Source organism: Janibacter cremeus, from assembly GCF_029395675.1.
GTDB lineage: Bacteria > Actinomycetota > Actinomycetes > Actinomycetales > Dermatophilaceae > Janibacter > Janibacter cremeus_A.
This window is the reverse complement of record NZ_CP115184.1, coordinates 1,146,877-1,163,496: the sequence shown is the minus strand read 5'-3', so window position 1 is coordinate 1,163,496 and position 16,620 is coordinate 1,146,877. Positions and strand designations below refer to the sequence as shown.

Annotated in this window: 11 protein-coding genes and 1 tRNA gene; 6 read left to right on the top strand and 6 right to left on the bottom strand. The window is 72.1% G+C overall.

Going from position 1 to position 16,620, the window contains the following annotated elements; all coding sequences use genetic code 11:
- Positions 1 to 15: 15 nt before the first annotated feature.
- A tRNA-Leu gene (locus O9K63_RS05360) sits at positions 16 to 101 on the top strand.
- A gap of 30 nt (positions 102 to 131) precedes the next feature.
- Positions 132 to 731 carry an ANTAR domain-containing response regulator gene (locus tag O9K63_RS05355; RefSeq protein WP_277241242.1) on the top strand — a complete coding sequence of 200 codons (600 nt, stop codon included), beginning with the start codon at positions 132 to 134 and terminating at the stop codon, positions 729 to 731.
- 19 nt (positions 732 to 750) lie between these two features.
- Here the strand turns inward: O9K63_RS05355 and O9K63_RS05350 are convergent, their stop codons facing one another.
- The 3 genes from O9K63_RS05350 to O9K63_RS05340 are packed head-to-tail and all read right to left on the bottom strand — an operon-like array spanning position 751 to position 3,641.
- Positions 751 to 1,503 carry a DUF554 domain-containing protein gene (locus O9K63_RS05350; protein ID WP_277241240.1) on the bottom strand — a complete coding sequence of 251 codons (753 nt, stop codon included), beginning with the start codon at positions 1,501 to 1,503 and terminating at the stop codon, positions 751 to 753.
- 20 nt (positions 1,504 to 1,523) lie between these two features.
- Positions 1,524 to 3,197, bottom strand: coding sequence for a hypothetical protein (locus tag O9K63_RS05345; RefSeq protein WP_277241238.1), 1,674 nt, complete (start codon positions 3,195 to 3,197; stop codon positions 1,524 to 1,526).
- Positions 3,198 to 3,641, bottom strand: coding sequence for a PaaI family thioesterase (locus O9K63_RS05340; protein ID WP_277241237.1), 444 nt, complete (start codon positions 3,639 to 3,641; stop codon positions 3,198 to 3,200).
- Positions 3,642 to 3,764: 123 nt separating this feature from the next.
- On the opposite strand from O9K63_RS05340, the gene polA reads away from it, so the two are divergent.
- The gene (polA, locus tag O9K63_RS05335) at positions 3,765 to 6,434 is read left to right on the top strand and encodes a DNA polymerase I (RefSeq protein ID WP_277241235.1); all 2,670 of its coding nucleotides are present in this window, start codon (positions 3,765 to 3,767) and stop codon (positions 6,432 to 6,434) included.
- An 18-nt stretch (positions 6,435 to 6,452) separates the two neighbouring features.
- Here the strand turns inward: polA and O9K63_RS05330 are convergent, their stop codons facing one another.
- Positions 6,453 to 7,484 carry an NDP-sugar synthase gene (locus tag O9K63_RS05330; protein ID WP_277241234.1) on the bottom strand — a complete coding sequence of 344 codons (1,032 nt, stop codon included), beginning with the start codon at positions 7,482 to 7,484 and terminating at the stop codon, positions 6,453 to 6,455.
- On the bottom strand, positions 7,481 to 9,430 hold the full coding sequence (locus tag O9K63_RS05325; protein WP_277241232.1) for an acyltransferase family protein: 1,950 nt from the start codon (positions 9,428 to 9,430) through the stop codon (positions 7,481 to 7,483). Before O9K63_RS05325 ends, O9K63_RS05330 begins: the two co-directional genes overlap by 4 nt.
- Before the next feature lie 58 nt (positions 9,431 to 9,488).
- Here O9K63_RS05325 and O9K63_RS05320 point away from each other — a divergent pair, with 58 nt between their 5' ends.
- Both O9K63_RS05320 and O9K63_RS05315 read left to right on the top strand, forming a co-directional pair.
- Positions 9,489 to 10,037 (top strand): hypothetical protein, encoded by a 549-nt coding sequence (locus O9K63_RS05320; RefSeq protein WP_277241231.1) that lies wholly within the window; start codon positions 9,489 to 9,491, stop codon positions 10,035 to 10,037.
- Positions 10,037 to 10,879: a class I SAM-dependent methyltransferase gene (locus O9K63_RS05315; protein ID WP_277241229.1), complete on the top strand. Its 843-nt coding sequence runs from the start codon at positions 10,037 to 10,039 to the stop codon at positions 10,877 to 10,879. The genes O9K63_RS05320 and O9K63_RS05315 overlap by 1 nt, the downstream gene beginning before the upstream one ends.
- A gap of 14 nt (positions 10,880 to 10,893) precedes the next feature.
- Here O9K63_RS05315 and O9K63_RS05310 read toward each other — a convergent pair whose 3' ends face one another.
- A complete protein-coding gene (locus O9K63_RS05310; RefSeq protein WP_277241227.1) occupies positions 10,894 to 12,162 on the bottom strand; it encodes an oligosaccharide flippase family protein in 1,269 nt (422 codons plus the stop codon).
- Between the two features lie 142 nt (positions 12,163 to 12,304).
- Here O9K63_RS05310 and O9K63_RS05305 point away from each other — a divergent pair, with 142 nt between their 5' ends.
- Positions 12,305 to 16,603, top strand: coding sequence for an alpha-(1->3)-arabinofuranosyltransferase domain-containing protein (locus O9K63_RS05305; protein WP_277241225.1), 4,299 nt, complete (start codon positions 12,305 to 12,307; stop codon positions 16,601 to 16,603).
- Positions 16,604 to 16,620 lie beyond the last annotated feature (17 nt).

Sequence of the window (16,620 nt, the reverse complement as noted above, 5' to 3'; positions counted from 1 at the left end):
TTGCGGCGCACTCCTGCCGGGGTGGTGGAATGGCAGACACGGAGCACTCAAAATGCTCTGCCCGCAAGGGCGTGCGGGTTCGAGTCCCGCCCTCGGCACCAAGGACTCCCCCCAACGACGAAGGATGGACCATGACGGCTGAGACGGAGGCCCAGCAGGGCCAGCGGGTGCTGCTCGCCGAGGACGAGGCGCTGATCCGCCTCGACCTGGCCGAGATGCTCACCGAGGCCGGGTACGAGGTCGTCGGGCAGGCGAGCAACGGGGAGGAGGCAGTCTCCCTGGCCGAGTCGCTGCAGCCCGACCTGATCATCATGGACATCAAGATGCCGGTCATGGACGGGCTCACCGCGGCCGAGACGATCGGGGAGCAGCGGATCTGCCCCGTGATCATGCTCACCGCCTTCTCGCAGAAGGAGCTCGTCGAGCGCGCCCGCGACGCGGGCGTCATGGCCTACATCGTCAAGCCCTTCACCGTCTCCGACGTCACCCCGGCCGTCGAGGTGGCGCTCTCGCGCTGGGCCGAGCTGAAGGCCCTCGAGTCGGAGGTTGCGGACCTCGGTGAGCGGCTCGAGACCCGCAAGGCCGTGGAGAAGGCCAAGGGCGTGCTGATGAAGAAGCTGAAGATCTCCGAGGCCGAGGCCTTCCGGTGGATCCAGAAGACGGCGATGGACCGGCGGCTGGGCATGCGCGAGGTCGCCGACGCGGTCGTCGCCGGCATGGACAAGTCCTGACCGTCGCTGCGCAGCGCCCTCAGCCGAGCACGATGACGAGGTGCGTCAGCACCGGCGCGACGACCAGGGCCGGGAGCATGTCACCCACCGGGATCTGACGGATCCGCAGCAGCCGCAGGGCGATCCCGACGAGGATCAGACCTCCGGTGGCCGTGAGGGCCGCGATGTGTGCGTCCGGCAGCACCGCGCCGAGCGCGACACCCGCGAGGGTGAGCGAGCCCTGGACCACGGCCACGCTCACCGCGGACATGAGCACGCCCAGACCGAAGGTCGAGGCGAAGGCCAGGGCGGCGAAGCCGTCGAGCGCTGACTTCAGCGCGAGCTTGTCGATCCCTCGCCCCAGTCCGTCGTCGAGGCTGCCGAGGATCGTCAGGGGCCCGACGCAGAAGAGCAGGCTCGCGGTCAGCCACCCCTCGATGAAGCGCTCCCGTGCGTCGTGGTCGCTGCGCCCCCGGCCCAGGTACCCCTGGACCCGACCGGCGAGCGTCTCCAGACGACGCTCGATGCCCACGAGGGACCCGAGGATGCTGCCGACGAGCAGCGAGCCGAGGACGATGAGCACCGGTGCGCTCGACCCGACCGCTGCGCCCAGGGGCGGGGAGAGGACCTCCATGGCGGACAGGGCCGCCATGAGGAGGGTCACCAGCCCGAGGCAGTCGGTGACCACGTCCCGGGTCGCCTGCGGGAGCCGGCCGCCGATGGCCATGCCGGCCAGGGCGCCGATGACGACCGTGATGACGTTCAGGACGGTGCCCGAACCGATGAAGTCCACTCATCCACCCTTCGTCGTGGTCACTGGCCCGGCCGGGCGGCCGGCCCGGGCTCACGGTAGACCGAGATGGTCCCGTCGCGGTGTGCCAGGTCGACCGTGGAGACCTCCCGGGCCGTCCCGGGGACGCTCCCACGGAACTCGGGCTCGGTGCTGTCGATGACGAAGAGCTCATCCGAGCCCTCGGGAGCCGTTGCGGTCCAGAGGTACTCGGCGTCCTCCTCGAAGGGCCAGGAGCTCAGGTAGTGCGGCTCCCACCCGGCCCGGTGCGCCTCCCAGGCGATCGCGGGGGCCGCGCCGAGGGTCGGGACGAAGCCGTACCCCCTGATGCGCACGGCACGGCCCTCGCCGGGGCCCATCCCGGACACCGTCGTGCGGGCGACCGTGCTCATCGAGCGGGACTCGGACCAGTCCGGCTGCACGGCGAGCACGGATGCCGCGAGACCGCCGACGACGAGCCCGCCGGCCAGGGGCATCGCGATCCTCCCCGGCAGCCGGGGGCTCGCGCTCTCGAGGTAGGCCAGGCCCCGCCAGACGAGGGCGGCCCAGGTGAAGGCCGCGACAGGCAGCCAGGTGATGACCCAGTAGGGGGCGGCCGGCCACTCCGGCAGACGGGACGCGGTCGCGACCATGCCGAGGTTGGCCACGAGGGCGACACGTGCGGGCCAAGCGCTGCTCGCCCGGCCCCGGGGGACACGCCACCCGGTGCTGATCGCCGCGAGCAGGAGCAGCACCACGAGCCCGAGCACCGTGCCCGTCGAGGTGCCGGTGGTCAGCAGGTCCTGCGAGTAGTGGCGGAATCCTCCGGGGACCGGCGCCAGCAGGCTCAGGTGCTCGAGCCCGGCGACCACACCGATCGGGTCGCCGGACCCGGAGGTGGCCCAGCGCACGAACTGGCGCAGGTTGTTCGGGTGGTGGACGAGCAGCTCGAGCAGACTCGGCAGCCACACGAGGACGCCCAGCCCGATGGCCCACCGCCGGGACCGGCGGTGGGCGCGCGTGACCCGGGCGCGGGGCTGGTCCCGGGGCGGCCGCACGGCCACTGCGACCGCGGCCAGGGTGAGCACGGCGGCCAGCGGCAGGAAGGCGAGGTTGCTCTGGGCCAGGAGCGAGACGACGACGACGAAGGCGGGGAGCGCCCGGTGGTCCCCACGGACGAGGGCCCACAGGAGCAGGAGCGCGAGATAGGTCGGCAGGAGTGGCGCATAGGGGTTGAGCGGCCGGAACATCGCCTCCGCCCCGATGGCCCACTGCGCCAGGAGCAGGCCGCTGGTGAACACCCCGACCCCGAGGGTGCCCCCGAGGCGGCGTGCCCACACGACGGTGAGTGCCGACGCCACGGCGGCGATGAGCGCGCCGCCGATCGCGATGCCGGCCGCGGTGCCACCGGTCAGGGCGAGGGGGAGCGCGAGCAGGTAGAACTGCAGCGGCCCGAGGTGGTGCGTGGAGAGGCTGACGTCCTCGCCGTCGCCGGCGGTGCTGCGCATACCGGTCAGCGGCAGGTGACCGTCGAGGACTCCGGCAGTGCGCAGGGCGATGGTCGCGTCGTCGCCGTTGGGCGCCCAGTCGTGGGAGATCGCCGTGATCACCGCGACCAGGGGCGCGAGCACGACCGCGAGGAGGGCGACGGCGACGAAGCGGTCAGCGGGGCTCCAGTCGCGGGGGTCGAGGGCGTGCGGGAGGGCGCCGGGTGGCACTCAGCTGCCGGGCGGCTGGTCGCGCAGCAGGCACGTGAGCCTGCAGGTGCAGGTACGGCGACCTCCGTCGTCGGTGATGGTGATCTCGTAGCTCGTGAGCGTGCCGCCGAGCGCGACCGGCACGGCCGTGGCCGTCACCCAGCCGGCACGAGCGGCCCGGTGGTGGGTGGCGTTGATGTCGAGACCGACCGAGATCTTGCCCGAGAGAGCGCCGTGCATCGCCGAGCCGATCGACCCGACCGTCTCCGCGAGCACGACGTTCGCCCCGCCGTGGAGCAGGCCGTACGGCTGGGTGTTCCCCTCGACGGGCATGCGTGCCACCACGCGCTCCGGAGCCGCCTCGAGGATCTCGATGCCCATGCGCTCACCGAGGGAGCCCCGGTGGGCGTTGAGCGCCTCGAGGGAGAAGGCCGTGGCTCCGGCGGGTCCGGTGGTCTCGGTCATCGATGGCTCCTACATCTGTTGTGGTCGTGGGCCAGCCTGCCATGACGCCCGGGGGCCGGGCGACCGGGCCACCGTCACGCGGGGCGCGGCGGTGGCCGTCGTCTCCGTCGTAGGCTGGCGCGCGTGAGTCGACTACTGCTGCTGGATGGACACTCCCTCGCCTACCGCGCCTTCTTCGCCCTGCCCGCGGAGAACTTCTCGACGAGCACGGGCCAGCACACCAACGGCGTGTACGGATTCGTCGCGATGCTGATCAACGTGCTGCGTGACGAGGACCCCACGCACGTCGCGGTGGCCTTCGACGTCTCGCGGGCGACCTTCCGCAGCGACGAGTACTCGGAGTACAAGGCCGGCCGCAACGCCACTCCGGATGCCTTCGCCGGCCAGATCCCGCTGCTGCGGGAGGTCCTCGACGCGTTGAACATCAGCCACGTGCAGCTCGAGGGCTACGAGGCCGACGACATCATCGCCACCCTCGCCACGCAGGGGCGCGCGGCGGGCATGGACGTGCTCATCTGCTCGGGTGACCGCGACACCCTGCAGCTCATCGACGAGCACACCACGGTCCTCTACCCGAGGAAGGGCGTCTCCGACCTCGCCCGGATGACACCGGCCGCGGTGCTGGAGAAGTACGGCGTCGGGCCCGAGCGGTACAGCGACCTCGCGGCCCTCGTCGGCGAGGCGAGTGACAACCTCCCGGGCGTCCCCGGGGTGGGGCCCAAGACCGCGGCGAAGTGGCTGGGCGCCCACGGCGACCTGCAGGGCATCGTCGCGGCCGTCGACCAGATCGGCGGCAAGGCCGGGCAGTCGCTGCGCGACAACCTCGACCAGGTCCTGCGCAACCGACGGCTCAACGCGCTGGTGCGCGACACCCCCATCCCCATCGGCATCGCCGACGTCGAGCGCAGGGAGTGGGACCGGGAGAAGGTCCACACCCTCTTCGACAGCCTCGAGTTCCGCGTCCTGCGCGACCGGCTCTTCTCCACCTTCGACACGGCGGAGACCGAGGTCAGCGGTGGTATCGAGGTCGACGGAACGGTGCTCGCCGAGGGTGAGGTGGCCGGGTGGCTCGCCGAGCACGGCTCGGGCCGGCTGGGCGTCGAGGTCGTCGGCGAATGGGGCCGGGGCAGCGGCGAGGTCACCGGTCTCGGGCTCGCCACGGTCGACGGGACCGCGGCATTCGTCAGTGTCCCCGGCCTCGACGCGGCCGACGAGAAGGCACTGCGGGACTGGATCACCGACGGCGAGCGACCCAAGGTCCTCCACGACGCGAAGGGCCCGATGCTCGCCCTCGCGGCCACCGGCCTGCCGCTGTCCGGGCTCGTCGTCGACACGGCCATCGCGGCCTACCTCGTGCGACCCGACCAGCGCTCCTACGACCTGGCCGACCTCGCGGTGCGCCACCTCGGTCGGGACCTCTCCGGGGGCGACGAGGAGCCGCAGGACCAGGGGATGCTTGACTTCTCGGCCGACGACACCGAGGCCGGCCGGGGCGCGATGGTCCGCGCGGCGGCCGCCGTGGAGCTCGCCGAGGTGCTCGAGGTGCAGGTCGAGGAGACGGGTGGCACCCGGCTCATGCGTGACGTCGAGCTGCCCGTCGTGGGCGTCCTCGCCCGGATGGAGTCGGCGGGGATCGCCGTCGACCGCGACGCCCTGGACGGGCTCGAGTCGGACTTCGCCGGCAAGGTCGCTGCGGCCCAGGCCGACGCGTGGGCGGCGATCGGTGACGAGCAGATCAACCTCGGCTCACCGAAGCAGCTGCAGGCCGTGCTCTTCGACACCCTGGGTCTGCCGAAGACCCGCAGGACCAAGACGGGGTACACCACGGACGCGGACGCGCTGGCGGACCTCTACGCCAAGACGGAGCACCCCTTCCTGGAGGCCCTGCTGCGCCATCGTGACGCCACCCGCCTGCGCGTCACCGTCGAGGGCCTGATCAAGTCCATCGCCGACGACGGTCGGATCCACACGACCTACCAGCAGACGATCGCGGCCACGGGGCGGTTGTCCTCGACCGATCCCAACCTGCAGAACATCCCGATCCGCACCGAGGAGGGGCGACGCATCCGCGAGGTCTTCGTCGTCGGACCCGGCTACGAGACCCTGATGTCGGCCGACTACAGCCAGATCGAGATGCGCGTGATGGCGCACCTGTCCGGTGACGAGGGACTCATCGAGGCCTTCCGCACGGGCGAGGACCTGCACCGATTCGTCGGCGCGCGCGTCTTCTCCGTCGCGCCGGAGGAGGTGACACCGGAGATGCGCAGCAAGGTCAAGGCGATGTCCTACGGCCTGGCGTACGGCCTGAGTGCCTTCGGGCTGTCCAAGCAGCTGGGCATCTCCACGGGCGAGGCGTCCGGCCTCATGGAGGAGTACTTCGAGCGCTTCGGCGGGGTGCGTGACTACCTCGAGGAGATCGTCGACCGCGCCCGCGCCACCGGTTGGACCGAGACGATGCTCGGCCGCCGCCGGTACCTGCCCGACCTCGGCAGCGACAACCGACAGCGCCGTCAGATGGCGGAGCGGATGGCGCTCAACGCGCCGATCCAGGGCTCCGCGGCCGACATCATGAAGGTGGCGATGCTGCGTGTCGACGAGGGGCTGACCCGCTCGGCACTCGACTCCCGGGTGCTGCTGCAGGTGCACGACGAGCTCGTCATCGAGGTGGCACCGGGCGAGGCGGAGCAGGTCGAGGCGATGGTCCGCGCCGAGATGGGCGCTGCTGTCGAGATGGACGTCCCGCTCGACGTGTCCATCGGGCTCGGCGACACCTGGCACAGCGCCGCCCACTGAGCGGGAGGCCGACCCGGATCAGGCGCCGGGGCGGACCGTGTCGGTGAGGTGCGTGTGCGGGGCCACCTGCTGGCCGCTGCCGAGGGCGGTGTCCACGACCCGGGAGCGGGCGCCGACGCGGGCGTGGCGTCCGACCACCGAGCGGACCACCTCGGCGCCCTCGTCGACCCGCGCACCCGCGAGCACGACGGCCGACTCCAACCGTGCTCCCGGGCCGATGCGCGCGCCCGGGTGGACGACGGTCCCTGCCGACAGTCGGGCGTCCGGTGCGACGTCGGCCCCCGGCAGGGCGAGGAACTCACCGCGGGGCGTCGGTGCCGCGCCGGGCCACGGGGCGAGCAGGAGGTCACGCGTGGCCTCGACGAGCGCGGCGGGTGAGCCGACGTCGAGGAAGTAGGCGTCCTCGCGGTGGGCGAGCAGGGCGCCCCGCTCCGCGAGCCCGGGGAAGACGTCCCGTTCGAGCGAGGCGACACCGGTGCCGGGGACGGCGTCGAGCAGCAGCCCGGGGCGCACGACGTAGGTACCGGCGTTGACCGTGGGCGAAGGGGGCGTGGCCGACTTCTCGACGAAGGCGGTGATGCGTCCGTCGCCGGCCACGAGGGCGCTGCCGTACGGCCGGGCGTCGGGGACCGTGCGCACGTGGACCGAGGCGATCACGGTGGGGGGCGCCGCTCGCAGGAGGTCCACCTGCGCGGCGAGGTCGTGCCCGGTGAGCAGGTCCCCGTTGAGGACGATGACGGCATCCGCCCCGGGCAGGGACCGCAGGGCCTCACGCAGGCCCCCTCCGGTGCCCAGGGGGCTGTCCTCGACGACCGTGGTGAGGTCCACCCCCTTCGCCCGGAGTGCGGTGACGAGCTCCTCGAAGTCGTCGTGGCGGTACCCGGTGGACAGGACGATCCGCTCGACGCCGGCGCGGGCGAGGGCCGCGACCTGGTGCTCCATGAGGGTCCACGGACCGACGGGGAGCAGCGGCTTGGGGCAGTCCAGCGTGAGCGGGTGCATCCGTCGGCCCAGGCCGCCGGCGAGGACCACGGCGTCGGTGCGGCTCACGAGAGGTCCTGCCCACGGGAGATCCGCTGCAGGCGCGGGGCGAGCCACCGCCAGAAGACCGGTCCGGACTCGCCCGTGAAGTGGATCGAGTCCTGGTACAGCGGAACGTCGTTGATCGTGTCGTGGTACTTATCGCCCGGGCACAGGAGGGAGTACTGGTCCAGGACCGGCACGTCGTTCTCCTCCGCCCAGGCCGAGACCGTCCGGTTGAGGGTCGTGACGTACTCCGGGTCGTTGACGCGCTGGATCTCCTCGCTGTTGAAGGTCGGCATCTCGTGGCAGGCGACGTTCATGACGGCGAACTCACTGCTCCCGGCGGCCGATCGGGCCCTGTCCAGTCCGTCCTCGATGAGATCGACCCACGCGGGCGAACCGAACTCGACCACCCGGCCGTGGACGATCCGGTCGGTCACCATGGTGTGCGCCGCGAACCAGACGACCACGTCGGGGTCGTCTGCCGCGATCTCCTCACCCAATCCGGCCCGCCAGGCAGAGCACCCGTCCTGCTCCGGCTGGACCTTCCCGTCGCTGAACTTGGGTGCCGCCAAGGGGTCGCAGCCGATGTTCGTCGTGTCGTGGAGGCGGATGTCCGGGTGGTTCGAGGAGGTGAAGTAGGTGATCAGGCTCCGTGGGACCGAGTTGCCGACGAAGGTGACCGAGATCATCTCGCCGGTGGGGCGGTACGCGGGCTGGGGGATGGTCAGCTCGCCGGCCGACGCCGTCGTCGTCGCGACGGTGCGGGCAGCCGCCGGCATCGTGACCGCACCGACGACCAGCGCGGGGACCGCCGCCCAGGCCACGACCGCGCTCGCCCTGGGCAGTCGGGGGACCAGAGCCCTGATGCCCCCCCGGCGGACCGGGCGCTCGACGTACCGGTAGGACAACCAGGTCAGGAGGGCGGTGAGTCCCGCCTGCAGCGCGACGCGTGGTGCGGTCGGTGTGGGCAGGACCTGGTCGTTGAGGAAGATGATGATGGGCCAGTGCCACAGGTACAGGCCGTACGAGACCATCCCGATCCGCCGCAGCGGCTCCCACGAGAGCAGCCTGCGGGCCCGCGACGGCGTGGGGCTCGTCGCGGCGACGAGGACCACGCAGACGGTCAGGGAGAGCGGCACGGCCAGGCCCTCGAAGATGGCGTCCTGGGCGGGACCGGCCCACCAGAAGGTCGACACCACCACGAGCAGCGCCGGCAGGGCGAGCCGACGGCACCACATGTCGAGGATCCGCACCTTCTCGCGGTCGATCGCTCCGGGGCCCCCGCTGATCACGGCGGCGACGGCAGCGCCCACGAGCAGCTGGTGGGCGCGGGTGTCGGTGCCGTAGTAGACGCGGCTCGGGTCGAGCCCCGGATGGTGCAGGTGCGCCATGAGCACCGCGGAGGCAGCGCTGGCGACCACGAGGACCGCGACGAGGGTGGCCCGCCGGCGGATGAGCGCGAGCAGTCCGATGAGGAGCACGGGGTAGGCGAGGTAGAACTGCTCCTCGACCGCCAGCGACCAGGCGTGCCGCAGCGGCGAGGGCGAGGCCACCTGGCCGAAGTACGCCTCGTCGCCGAGCACGAAACGCCAGTTCGCGACGTACCCCAGGGTGGCCAGGACGTCCCCGGCCACGTTGCCGGTGCGTCCCGAGACGGTGAGGAAGGTCGCCCCGACGAGGACGGCGGCGAGCACGAGGAAGAGCGCGGGGAGGAGCCGTCGGGCACGGGCGAACCAGAAGCCGACGAGGTCGATGTGGCCCCGCTCACGCCGGTACTCGGCCAGCAGCAGCGCCGTGATGAGGAAGCCGGAGATGACGAAGAACACGTCCACGCCGAACCAGCCCCCGGGCATGCTCGCCGGGAGGAGGTGGAAGCAGATGACGGAGAGGACGGCGAACGCCCGCAGGCCGTCGATGGCGGGGCGATAGGGCAGGGACGTGTGCTGGCGGGCTGAGACTGTCGCGGTCATGACCTGATTCCGAAGGGGGCGCCCCATTATTACCCGACCGGCGGGTAATGTTCGCGGCATGACCGACCACACCGAGGCGACGTCCACCACACGCCAGATCGCCCCCCTCGCGATCATCCTCGGGATCCCGTTGATCTTCGCCGCGGTGTTCTTCTACACCACTCCCGTCGTCCTGGAGACCGGGGGACAGCAGGGCATCTTCAAGTGCGGGTCCCCGAGCTCACCGAACACCGACGCGAAGAACGTCTGCAACGACCCCGAGACGATCGCCCGCAACAAGGCGATCTACTCCGGTCTCTCCGGGGCCTCCCTCGTCGGGCTGGGCGCGGTGTGGCTGCTGCGTGGCCAGCGCGGTGACGACGACTGGGACGATGACGACGACGACCGCCCGCGCCGCCGGCGCCACGACGACATCGACTTGCGCGCCGACGCGCGCGAGCGCGACACCGACCTGCGTGACCGCGACGACGACCTCGCCCCCGAGGACAGCCGCTCGGCCCGTCGGCGGGCGGGCGGGCGCCGCTCCGTGCTGCGGGACGACGACTTCACGGATCCGGGACCCCGGCGCCGTGCGGACGACGACTGGTCCTCGGACGGCTGGCGCTGATGCGGGTCGAGGAGTTCCTCGCGGAGGTCGAGCGGGCGTTCGACGGCGACCCGAGGACGAGCTCGCCACGGGACCGGCGCTTCGCGGGGATCGCGGACTCGGTGGCCGGCTACACCTCGGCCAACGAGCTCGCGGTGCTCAACGCCGCCGCCCGGGTGATGCCCCCCGACGAGTGCTACCTGGAGGTCGGGAGCTACAAGGGCCGCTCCATGTGCGCCGCGGTGCAGGACGTGGACGACAAGGCGTTCTACGTCGTGGAGAACTACCTCGAGTTCGGCATGCAGGGCCAGGAGGCCCGGGCCGAGCTGGAGCGCAACCTGGCCACGTACGCCGACCACGCGGACGTGCGGCTGATCGAGGGCAACTGCTTCTCGCTGCTGCGTCGCCCCGGCATCATCGACCGGCCGGTCGGGGTCTACTTCTACGACGGGGAGCACACGGGGCTCTCGCACTACCTCGCGCTGGGGATCATCGAGCCGTGGCTGGCGGACGAGGCGATCGTCCTCGTCGACGACGCGAGCTACCCGATGGTCAGCGGCGCCCACGAGGAGTTCATCGCCCGGCACCCGCAGTGGCGCGTCGAGCGTCGCTGGGACGCCGAGGTCAATGGTGACCCCCGGTGGGCCAACGGTCTGCACGCCCTCAGCTTCCACCGTGACGAGGCGACGGCTCGGGGGCGCGACGAGCCCTGGGACGTGCGGTGGCGTCGACTGGCCTACCTGGCCTCCCTCGGTCCCGGCCAGAAGGCGGCCTGGAAGGCGATCCACCACTTCCCGGAGCTCATCCCGCTCGCCAAGAGGCTCTACCCGTCGAAGAAGGCCAGCTCCATCGACCGGAGCTGACCTCGCCTCGCGGGTCACTCCCGCGTCATCCCGAGGGCCTCGGCGGTCTCCGCCGAGTCCGGGGCGGGCGTCATCCCTCCCCTGGGCACCCGCAGGAGCCCGATGACGGCAACCACGCCGGCGGTGCCACCCACGGTCGCGAAGACCTCGTAGGGCGAGTCGTTGAACGCGAGGAGCACGAGGACGGCCTGGACGCCGGCGGCGAGCCAGACCACGGCCGTCATGACGTGGTCACCACGGCTCATCCCGGCGAAGAGCCACACCTGGACGATCGCCCACAGGGTCCCGGTGACGGCTGCCCACACCAGGAGGGGTTCGGCGTCGACGAAGGCCGGCCCACCCGAGAGCGCGACGAGCGGCCCCGGCGCGAGGGCACATCCGAGGGAGACCACGGAGCCGATCAGCAGCACACCCAGGGCGGAACGGTGCAGGGTCGCGCGCACGTGTCCGCCGGTGCCGGCCTCGGCCAGGCGGGGCACGATGGCCAGGGCGACGAACTGCGTCCCCCAGAAGACCACCTTGCCGAAGAGGGCGGCAAGGGCGTAGGAGCCGCTGTCGTGGTCGGTCAGGACCGTCCGGGCGAGGACCACGTCGAGGCTCGACAGGGCCATGAGGCCGGCGAGGGCGATGTTGCTGCGGACGAGGTCGGCGAGCAGCTCGAGGAGCCGGGGCGCGTTGGTCCCGGTGCCCAGGTCCCCGCGGACGAGCGCGAGCGCGACCCCGACCGTGACCACTGCGGCGACGAGCGTCGCGGCGAAGACCTCGACGACGTCGTAGCTCCAGCCGACGGCGAGACCGGCGGCAGCGAGCCGGGTCCCGGCCGTCACGAGGTAGACGGCCGACAGCCGCCCGTAGGCCTCACGTCCGAGCAGCACCCCCTGCAGGGCGCCCGTGACTGTCATCGGCGGGAGCATCAGCGCCAGCCAGACGACCGACCAGGCGGTCTCGAGCCGGAGGAGGTCGCGCAGCAGCGGAGCCAGGGCGATCGTGATCGCCGCGAGGACGAGGCCGACGACCAGCGAGCTCCCCAGGCCGGTCACGTGCCGCTGCAGGTCGCGGTGCATCCGGGTCTGCCGGCGGGCCACGATCACCTGGAAGGCGCCGGCCGGCATCGCGAGCAGGACGCCGTAGGTGTTCAGCGCCGAGTAGCCCCCGAAGTCCGCGGGTCCCAGGGTCGCCGAGACGAGGGCGACGAAGACGTAGCCCATGACATTGGCCAGCCCCATCGCGACGCCGAGCAACAGCCCGGCAGTCGGCAGCACCTGGCGAGTGCGCGACGTCAATGGCACTCCTGATGCAGTCGTCGACGAGGGACGGATCTGATGTTACGCCCCGGTAGCGGTATCGGCCCCGTCGGTTAGGATCGCTCGACCGGCGTGCTGCAGGTGCGTCACACCCCAGGACCGGACGAGAGGAGACGTCAGCGTGCGCAGCCGGCTCCGGCTACCCCGCGCGGTCTCCGTGCGGATGATCTCCGTCATCCTCTTCGTGCTCCTGGCGGTCATCGTCTTCGCCAACAGCTGGGGTGTCTTCCAGACCGACATCAAACCAGAGGTCTACCTCAACCCCGGTGAGACGCTGCCGCGGTACCTGTCGGCCTGGACCTCCTCGCCCTATCTCGGGTCGCCGAACTTCAACGTCGGGCTGGTGCCGGTCCTGGCCACGACGGCGCTCCTGCGCGGCATCGGTCTCGACCCCGAGATGGCCTTCAAGGTCTACCACCTCATCCTCTGGGCGCTGGCCGCCTGGGGGACCAACCGCCTCCTGCGCACCCTCGTGCCCGGTGCGGGCGTCTGGGCGGGCCTGCTCGCCGGTGTGGCCTACATCGCCAACCCCTACGCCGTTGCGGCGGGAAGCACGCTGGCGGTGGCCCTGCCGATGGCACTGCTGCCCTGGCTGCTCGTCGCGGTGACGAAGTCGCTGCGCGACCCCTCGGGCTGGGCGTGGCCGGCCGCGGTCGGGCTGGTCTTCTTCGGCATGAGCGGGATGAACGTGGGCGTCGTCCCCGTCTACCAGCTCCTGCTGATCATCCCGGTGGCCCTCTACGTGCGCGCCGAGCAGGGGCTGCGGTGGTCCCGGGTGGCGGCCGCACTGGGCAAGAGCGCCCTCTTCGTCATCCTCGTCTCCCTCTACTGGCTCATCCCGGGCGCTGCCGCCAGCGAGACGGGCAGCCAGATCGCGGCCGGGTCCGAGTCCCTCGACGGGATCGCCCGGACGAGCTCCTTCGTCGAGGTGCTCCGCGGCCTGGGGCTGTGGTCGTACTACGGCTCCGGGGACGCCGGACCCTGGCTGCCGCAGTTCGCCATGTACTTCGCCAGCGCCGTGATCATCCTGCTCACCATGCTCTGGCCGGCCCTGGCCCTGCTCTCGCTCAGGGTGGTGCCCACGCGTCTGGCGCGGCTGTCGGCGGTGGCGACCGGCATGGTCGCCGTGATCATGGTCGGGCTCTACCCGGGGGGCAACGGCGGGTCCCCCTTCGCCGCCGTCCTGCGCTGGGCCCTCGAGGACATCGGGCCGCTCGTCGCCTTCCGGACCACCAACAAGATCGGTGCCGGCCTCGCGCTGGCCTTCGCGCTCGTGATCGGGTGGGCCCTCGTCCGTCTCGTGCCCGCGGTGGTCCGCCGGCCCGGCGGTGGACCGATCGTCGGCACCCTGGGCACGGCGACCGTGCTCGCCCTCGTCGCCCCCGCCGTGACCGGCAACCTCTACGTCTCGGCGCTGGACGTCCCCGACTACTGGGAGGAGGCCGCTGACACCGTCGACACGGGCGACCCCAACCAACGGGCGCTCCTGCTGCCCGGGCAGACGCGGTCCGACTACCGCTGGAGCCCCGAGCGACCGGACGACCTGCCCAACTCCCTGCTCGAGCGTGACGCCGTCATCCCCGAGACGGTCCCGAACACCTCCCAGTGGGGAGGGAACTACCTCGCCGCGCTGAACTCCACCCTGCAGTCGGGGACGGCCGGGAGCACGGACGTGTCCCCCTTCGCCCGCTACCTGGGGGTCGACCACGTCCTGCTGCGCCACGACGTGGAGTGGGAGGACTCCGGAGGGGCCCGCCCGGCCCACACCGCCCAGGCGCTGAGTGAGGACGAGGGCCTGCAGGGACTGCGGAACTTCGGCCGGTCCGGGCAGAACATGTTCACCCGGTCCGTGCCGCCGCAGTCCCAGACCGAGGCCCTCCTGCCGCCCCTGCAGCTGTACGGGGTCAAGGACTCCCGGGGGATGGTGCGCGCGACGCCCGCGACCGGCAGCGTCGTCGTGGCCGGTGACGCGTGGGCGATCCCCCCGATGGCCCAGCAGGGGCTCCTCGCGGGCTCGCCGGCGATGCGGTACGCGCAGGACCTCTCGGGGGAAGAGCTCGCTCGTCTCCTCGAGCAGGAGCCCCGGATGGTCCTCACCGACACCAACCAGCGTCGTGCGGCCATCACCAACCGGCTGACGGCGAACCAGGGAGCCGTGCTCCCCCCGGAGGAGGAGCCGGCGATCACCCGGGCCCTCGGCGAGGCCGAGGACCAGAGCACGCTCGCCGCGAGCGGCGTGCTCGTCGAGGCGACCAGCGAGGGCGGCGCCTTCTTCGACCTGCCGCACGGAATGGCGGAGAACGCCGTGGACGGGGACCCGTCGACCTCGTGGCTCTTCGGCGACTTCCGCCGCGCCGAGGGTGAGTCACTCACCCTCCGGCTGCCGCAGGAGCGCACCCTGGACACGGTGACCATCGACACCACGGCCCTGGGGGGCGTGTCGATCTCCTCCTTCCACCTCCGCGCCGGTGGCGTGACCAGGACCGTCGAGGTGGACGAGGACGGCACGGCGACGCTCGACCTGGGGGGCGTGAGCGCCGACGAGGTGGAGCTGACCGTCGGGGAGCTGCAGGGCGAGGGCGTCAGCCTGGTCGGCGTGTCCGAGATCGACCTCGGCGACGACGACCTCGTCGCCGAGCGCGCGATCGCGGCCCCCGACACCTTCTCGCGCCTCTACGGCGACCTGTCCGCTGATGAGCGGCAGACCTTCGGCACGGTGCCGCTCGATGTGCTCTTCACCCGGGTGACCAACACCTCCGACCCCGGCGACGACACGGAGACGGACCTGAGCCGCAACTTCACGCTGCCGGACGACCGGACCTTCGAGCTCGCCGCCCGGGTGCGAGCGCGCGGTGACCTCGAGCTGGTGGCCGACCGCCTCTCCGGGAAGGACGACACCTACCGGGCCCGCTCCAGCCGGACGTACTTCGACTCGCTGGCACGCCGCGCGTCGAAGGCGGCCGACGGGTCGGCGGAGACGGCCTGGGTCCCGGGTGGGGATCCCGCCGAGGCGTGGTGGCAGATCACCGGGCCGCGGCGGGACCTCTCGCAGGTCACGGTCAGGCAGGAGGCGGGCCCGGGCGACGAGGACGACACCGCCTGGGCGACCTCCGCGACCGTCCTCGTCGACGGCGAGGAGGTCGCGACCGGGGAGCTGCGCCCCGGCAGGGCCACGATCGAGCTGCCGCCGGGCACGAGCGGCAGGACCGTGCGCCTGCGGATCGACGAGCTGGACACCTCGCGGGGCGAGCGCCCCGCGAGCTTCGTGAGCATCGACACCGGTGCCACGATCACCGGGGGAGACACTGGTCGTCCATGCGTCACGATCGCCACGATCGACGGCGAGCCCGTGCGCATGCGGCCGGAGGACCCGGAGGAGATCGGCGGGACCGATGGCCACGGCACGCCGTGGGTCGGGTGCGGCGAGCAGTCGCTCGTCTGGGGAGAGCACCGGTTGCGCCCCGTGGACGACTTCCAGCTCGACGAGCTCAGCCTGCGCGACGTCCGGGGGAGCGAGGTCGCGCAGGAGGTGCCCTCGCCGGTCGTCGAGGTGGAGCGCAGGACCTTCACCTCGGCCATGACCGTCGACGTGGGCCGGGCGCAGAAGCCCTACTTCCTGTCCATCGGCCAGGGCTTCGACCCCCGGTGGAACGCCACGCTCGAGGACGGCACGGACCTGGGTGAGCCGGTCGTCGTCAACGGGTACGCCGTCGGCTGGTACGTCGACGACCTCGACGAGCACACCGTGCACATCGGGTACGGGCCGCAGCGCCGGGCGAACGTCGCCCTGGTGCTCTCCGGTGTCGCTCTGCTCGTCGCGCTCGCGGTCTTCTTCGCCCCGTTGGTGCGTCGCCGGGTGTCCAGGGTGCGCGCGGAGCGCGCGAGCGAGTGGGGCCGGGAGCCGGCCGCGCAGCCCACGTCCTCGCGCGAGGACGACGCGTTCCTCACCGGCGACGTGCCCGGGGACGACCCGTTCTCCCGTGGGGGGACGCCGCGCGCGTCGACGACCGAGGCGGAGTCCGGCGCCGAGGTGCCGCACCGTCCCGTCACCCGGGGCCTCACCGAGGTGCTGACGCAGCGACGCGGTGGTCGCCGCCTCGCGGTCGAGGGCGCACTCGTGCTCGGGACGGCAGCGGTCACCGGCATCGGTGGTGGCCTGGCTGCGCTGGTGGTCGTGCTCCTCGTGCGCCGCACGGACCCGCGGCCCGGACTGCTCATCACTGCCGGTGCCGGGCTCGTCCTGCTCTCGGCGGCGGTCTTCGTCCTGTACGCCGCCCTCATCACCGACACCTTGGGTACCGTCGATGCCGATGCGGTCAAGTCGGCACTCGTGCCCCACCACATCGCAGGTGCCGGACTCGTGCTCGCGGTCCTCGGTACCTTCATGCGCCACGACGAACCAGAGGAGCCCGACCTGTGACCGGACCAGTGGAGCGG